This window comes from Campylobacter sp. RM16189 (genome assembly GCF_012978815.1).
In the GTDB taxonomy this organism is placed as follows: Bacteria; Campylobacterota; Campylobacteria; order Campylobacterales; family Campylobacteraceae; genus Campylobacter_A.
The window spans coordinates 1-7607 of sequence record NZ_LIWR01000015.1; the positions used below are offsets into that span (position 1 = coordinate 1).

Sequence of the window (7607 nt, forward strand, 5' to 3'; positions counted from 1 at the left end):
AAAAAGAGTATCTGGTATTAAGAGTAAACGATAAGAAATTCCTATTTGGAACACTACCAAACGATAGTAATATCAATCAAGGTAGCTTTGATAGTATAAGCAGTGACGGTAAAAACGTAACTTACACTTATGAATGGAATGATGACACAATTCCTCAAGGAGATAGAGACCTTGTAGTGACTCCTATAGTAGAGAGCATATCAAACGATCTAAAAGTAAAAAGCATAAAATCCGCCAAAGGAACTATAAAAGATGATGATAGAAAACAAAACGAACCCGATCCTGAATATTACGATCCTATTGTAATAGATCTAAATAAAGACGGAACCACTACTTCCAAACTAAACGGAGCGGTAAATTTCGATATAGACAGTAACGGCTTTAAAGAAGCTACCGGATGGATAAGTCCTGAAGACGCATTTTTAGCTTATGATAGAGATGATAACGGAATTATAGATAACGGAAATGAACTATTCGGAGATAAGACAATAGCTGATACCACAAGAGGCTATACGGATAAAACAGCTAAGAACGGGTTTGAGGCTTTAAGGGCGTTTGATACGAACAATGATAATATAATAGATAAGAATGATGAGAAATTTAACAAACTGCTTTTATGGCAGGATAAGAACTCAAATGCCTTAACGGATGATGGAGAGCTTTTTGCTCTACAAGATAAAAACATAAAGTCAATCGATCTGAACTATCAAGAGGTGAGTATAGACAATAACGGAAACTTTATAAAACAAACTTCAACGGTAACCTTTAATGATAATACTACCACTACGGCTGATGACGTATGGTTTAAGGTAGATTTAAAAGATACCGAACAATCGGATGCAGACATTTCGTCAAGCATTACGGCTTTGCCTGAGATATATGCATTTGGTAACATTTATAATTTAAGAAATGCTATGAGCATGGATAGTAGTTTGGTTGATATGGTAAATGGATATGTTGTTCTAGATCAAGATAGTAAAGAAAAACAAATAGACAACTTAATATTTAAATGGGCGGGAGTTGAAGGCATAGATATCAATAGTAGGGGTTCATATATAGATGCTAGAGTGCTTGGAGTATATGAGAAGATGACGGGCAAACCGTTCTATCATAAATCTTTTGGTTCAAATCCTAATAGCTCTGTTGCTAATATGTTAAATGATCTTTATAAAGAATTTAAAGACTATGCCTATGCTACTATTGAGCTTCAAACTACATACAAAGGGTTGATAGATACTAAATATCAATACTATAACTATGATGCAAACAAATATGGATATGACTTTTCAAATCTAAATAGCAAAATAAGAGAGCTATATAATTCGCAAAACCATGAAGAGATCGCCAAAATAAACGGCTTAATCAAAAAAGCTGCTATTTATAGAGATAACCTTCTTGCAAGCTTTGAAGAAAATTTAATAAATTTAACTTCAGGAAATGAACAGTTTAAATATGTGGCTATGTCCAATTATATAAAAGGAACCGATAAAGGTGAAACTATAAACGGAAGCAATGCAAAAGATTGGATAGAAGGTAAAAAAGGAGACGATTATCTAAGCGGTGGAAGCGGAGATGATGTATATGTGTATCGTAAAGGCGATGGTAGTGATACTATATATGATCCACAAGGAGCAAATAAACTAAAATTTAGGGATATAAATAGAGATGAAGTTGATTTTTTAAGAGAGAATGACTATTTGTCAATACAGATAAAAGATACCAATGAAAAGATAACGGTTCAAAATTTTTTCAATCACTATACTCAGCCTGCTATAAGTATATTTGAATTTGCCGATGGAGCTACTGTGCTGGCAAACGAGATAAGAGCTTTTAATCTAATAGGCGATGATAATGATAACTCTATTTATGGCTTTATTTCGGATGATGTTTTAAAAGGCAACAAAGGAGATGATAAGTTATACGGCGGACAGGGAAATGATGCATATGTCTTTAATAGAGGAGACGGTAAAGATACAATAGATGATGAATCAGGACAAGATACTATAAAATTTGAAGGTGATATTACGCCCGAAGATATCTTGTTAACAAGAGAGCAAGATAGATTAATAATCAACATATTAGATAAAGATAAGAGACCGACAGGCGACAGCATTCTAGTAACTGATTTCTTTAGTTTTTCAAGTGAGTTAGGTGATGGAAACATAGAGAAGATAGTATTCTCAAATGGTCAAATATGGGATAAAAATAAAATTCTTGAGAAGGCTAAGCTGGAAGCTACTGAAAATAGAGATACTTTTTATCTAACGTCTAATGATGATGTATTTGATGCGCTTGGAGGAGACGATGAGATACGTGGCGGAGTAGGCAATGATACTATAGCAGGAAACCAAGGCAACGATACTTTATACGGAGATGACGGCAACGACACGTTGATAGGCGGCAAAGGCAACGATAAGCTATACGGAGGAAGCGGTAACGATACATATGTCTACTATAAAGGCGATGGTAACGATGTGATAGAAGATACATATGGTAACAATATAATAGATTTTAAAAATATTAAATTTGACGAAATCGAATTCTTAAAAAGCAATAGTAATCTAATTATCAAAATAAAAGAAAATGGCGAAACTATAACTATAAACGATATTTTAAGTAGCCGATACATGAATGGTGACAATTTAACTTTTAAATTTATGGATGAAAGAGTTATTAGCATTCAAGATATAGAATTCTTTTTGATAGGAGATGATCAAAATAACTATTTAAACGGTTATCCGACTAGCGATACCATATACGGTAAAAAAGGAAATGACACTATTTATGGTGGAAGCGGTAATGATACATATATCTACTATAAAGGCGATGGAAACGACACTATATCTGATCATTCAGGCAGTGATACTTTAGACTTTAAAGATATCACAAAAAGCGAAGTAAGGTTTTTAAAAAAAGATGATAGCTTGCTTATTGACATAAAAGATACGAATGAAAAAATTAAGATAGAAAGTTTCTTTCATGATAGTAATAGTTTAAAAACTTTTAAATTTTTAGACGGGACTTCTATGACTTCCGATGAAATAAAGGCTGTTTTTTTAATTGGTGATGAATATGATAATGCTATATATGGTTATGCAAGTAATGACAAACTATACGGCAAAGAAGGAAACGATAAATTATATGGTGGAGCAGGCAATGACATAATAGACGGTGGCGTAGGCAATGATATATTAATCGGTAATGAAGGAAGCGATACATATCTATTTGGAATAGGTGACGGAAAGGATGTTGTTTATGCCTTAGATACGAGCTCTAATATTTTTAGTATAACCCAAAATGGAGATTATGTCATTAATAACTACTACAACATAAACTTCTCGCAAGGCAAGGATATAATTAAATTTAAAGAAGGTATAACCAAAAATGACTTAACCTTTGAGAGGGCGGGCACAAACCAACATGATCTATTAATAAAGATAAAAGAAAGTGAAGACTCCATAACGGTAAAAGCTATGTTTAAAGATGTAAGTGGTCGTATTTATAGTATAGATAAAATAGAATTTAGTGATGGATCGTCTATGAGCTTTGAAGAGATTTATAAAGCAACTCCAATAACATTTTTAGGGGAAAGCGTTATTGGCTCCAGCTATTCTGACACCATATACGCTAATAACGATAACAACATTATACGAACAGGTTACGGAGATGATCTCGTATACGCGAAAGCAGGCAATGATACCGTGTATGGTGAAGGCGGAGACGATACTATAGATGGTGGAGCAGGCAATGATACCGTGTATGGTGAAGGCGGAGACGATACTATAGATGGTGGAGCAGGCAACGATACTCTTTATGGAGGAGATGGAAGTGATACCTATGTATTCGGCAAAGGAGACGGACAAGACACCATCCATGCTGACGGCAAAGATACTCTTAAATTTAAAGAAGGCATCACAAAAGACAATTTAGTATTTCAAAGAGTCAAATCAAACCAATATGAATATAATCCTATAGATCTTTTAATAAGAATAAAAAACAGCGAAGACTCTATAATAGTAAAAGAGATGTTTAAAGAAAGCAATAATAGCAAAGGTCTTAAAAATATAGAATTTGGCGACGGTTCATCTATGAGTCTTGAAGATATTAAAAAAGCTACATTATTAGGAGACGGCTCTAGTGCAGATAGTATTATTTATGGGTTTGAAACAGATGATATCATAAGGGGCGGAAGCAGTAAAGATATAGTATTTGCAAGAGAAGGCAATGACACTATATATGGCAAAGAAGGTAGCGATATTCTTTATGGCGAAAAAGGAAATGACATAATAGAAGGTGGAGCGGGTAACGACACTCTATATGGAGGTGAAGGAAATGATATCTATATCTTTGGCAGAGGAGATGGAGAAGATATTATCCATGATGAAGCAAATAGCTATGACGAAGAAGTTATATTAAATAGAAACGATGTAATTAAATTTAAAGAGGGCATATCTATAAACGACTTAAAATTCCAAAGAGTAGGAGAAAACAAAAAAGATCTATTAATAAAAATAAAAAACAGTGAAGACTCTATAACAGTAAAAAATATGTTTGAGTATGAGAATAATAGATCCGGAATAAATAAGATACTATTTAACGATGGCTCGTCTATGGACTATAAAGATATAGTTAAAGCTTCTCCGGTTGCTCCAAATTTATCAAATGACTCTATCTATGGTTCTAGCTACTCCGATACCATATATGGAGACGATAGAGATAATACCATATATGGTAAAGATGGAGATGATCTCATATACGGTAAAGCCGGCAATGATAAAATATATGGAGGTGAAGGAAATGATATCTTAGAAGGCGAAACCGGAGATGACGATTTGTACGGCGGAGATGGAGATGATATCTTAGAAGGAGGGGTGGGTAACGATACTCTTCGTGGGAAAGAAGGAAGCGACACCTATATCTTTGGTAAAGGAGACGGACAAGACATTATATATGCGGATGGAAAGGATACTATTAAATTTAAAGAAAGTGTTAGTGAAGATGATTTGGTTATTGCAAGAGCAAAATCTAATACAAAGAGTCTTTTGATTAGGATAAAAGACTCTACCGATTCAATTCTTGTAGACGATATGTTTATAAATGAAAATAACACTAAAGGAATTAAAGGCATAGAATTTAACGACGGTTCGATGATAAGCTATGAGGAAATAAGGAAAAAAGTCCTTATATCATCGGATCCCGATCAAACAAGATTTGAAGGCTTTAGCTCTAATGACATTATAGTAGGTTCCAATAAAGATGACTATATATATGGCAAAGACGGAGATGATAGGCTTGTAGGCAATAAAGGAAACGATACTGTTTATGGAGGAGATGGAAACGATACTATAGATGCAGGAGAAGGTGATGATAAAATAGATGGCGGCAAAGGAGGCGATGTCTATCTATTCGGCAGGGGCGATGGACAAGATGCGATAGAAAACTATGACGATTCTTTAAATAGAATGGATGATACTATTAGATTTAAAGAAGGCATCACTAGGGACGATTTAATATTTCAAAGAGTTAGGAAACATGATGATAGCAGCGACTTCGTTATTAAAATTAAAGGAACCGAAGATTCTATATCGGTAAGGCATATGTTTGATGTTATAAATAATAACCATATACTAAATGAAAAATTTAAGATAAGCAAAATTGAATTTAGTGACGGTTCTTCTATGAATATTGAAGATATACAAGAAGCGATTAAAAATAATAACGTAGTGATTCTTGATAATCCTTACTGGCACCCTCAAGAAGGAAGCGACGAGAATGATGAGATATACGGAGATGACGATAGGAATACGCTAAAAGGAAACAAAGGCGATGATATTTTAATAGGCGGAAAAGGTCATGATGAGTTGTATGGAGGTGAGGGAAACGATACGTATCTCTTTGGCAGAGGAGACGGAGAGGATACTATATACAATGACGACTCAACGCCAAATCGCAGGGATATAATTAAATTTAAAGAAGGAATAACGGCTGATGATCTAGTGTTTAAAAGAACTAACGGATCCGGCAGGGATCTAAAGATAGAGATCAAAGGAGCGGATGACTCTATAACCGTTAACGATATGTTCGATAGCGAAAACACTACAAAGCATATAGACGGAGTAGAGCTTAGCGACGGATCCTTTATAAGTCTTGAAGATATAAAACAAAAAGTTTTAATCAGCCCAGACTCAAACAATAATACTCTTTTTGGCTTTAGTACTGATGATACTCTTTTGGGAGGCGATGGAAACGACTACTTAAACGGCAAGGGCGGCAATGATATTCTTAAAGGAGGACTAGGGGATGATGAATACGGTTATGACTATAATAGCGGTTATGATATTATAGAGGATATGGGCGGAGATGATAAGCTGTATATTGATATTTTAATGAGAGATCTTGAATTTAAGAAAGACAATGAAGATCTTTTAATATCGGTATATAAAAGTCCTAATCAAAGCATAAGAGTCAAAAACCACTTTTTAGCCGATAAGTATTCAATCGATAAAATTTCATTCAATATTTATGACGAAGACTCTTTCTTGGGAAAAGATGAGATCACTAAACTTGCGAACTCCATATATCTCTCCTCTGAAAACGGCAATAAAACATTAAACGGAGGCAAGGAAGATCATATCTATACTTACACTGGAGGCAAAGTAAGTATAAGCGATTTAGGAGGAGACGATAAAGTAGTATTTAGACTGGATAATCCGGGAGACGGGCTATTTTATTTATCAAACGGCAGAGATTTAAAGATAAGCACAAACAGAATAGATGATTCCAATAATGACGTATTGGAGATTAAAAATTTCTTTATCAATAAAAATGCGGTTATAGAAAATTTTGATATAAACGATCATTGGAACGTAACGGCTCAGTCCATATTTGAAAAATACAATAAGCCTTTCCCTCCTGAACTTCCGGATACTCCTACTCCGCCGCCTCCTTCAAATCCAGACAATGGAAGTAGCGGCGATACGCTAACGGGAGGAAGCGAAGATAATATCTTTAACTATAACGGAGGAATAGTAAGCATAACCGATGCGGGAGGAAACGATAAAGTGATCTTTACTAATCCTGGATCAAGAGTATTTTACCAATCAAACGGGGTGGATTTAAAGATAAGTACGGCTAAGATAGATAGTTCTAATAACGATATCTTAGAAGTTAAAAACTTCTTTGTTAATAAGAGCTCTATAGTGGAAACATTCCAGCTAAATGATTATTGGAGCGTAACGGCTCAATCTATATATCAAGCGTTCGGATTGACTTATCCAATAGATAATACCAATACCAATCCTAACCCTCCTTCTGATAACAATAATCTTACAGGCGGATCTGAAGATAACGTATTTACTTATACGGGAGGTAAAAAGAGCATAACAGATATGGGAGGAAACGATAAGGTAATATTTGCAAATCCGGGCTCAAGCGTATACTATCAATCAAACGGAAGAGATCTAAAGATAAGTACCGCTAAGATAAATAGTTCCAACAATGATGTATTGGAAGTAAAAAATTTCTTTATAGACGCAAATGCCATAATAGAGACATTCCAATTAAGTGATTATTGGACAGTAACTGCCCAGTCCATATATCAGGCATTT

At 34.5% G+C, this 7607-nt stretch carries 1 protein-coding gene; it reads left to right on the forward strand.

The features are described 5' to 3' along the window. Nucleotides 1–7607: calcium-binding protein (locus CDOM16189_RS07830; RefSeq protein ID WP_170000940.1), on the forward strand; the 7607-nt coding region annotated here is incomplete at both ends.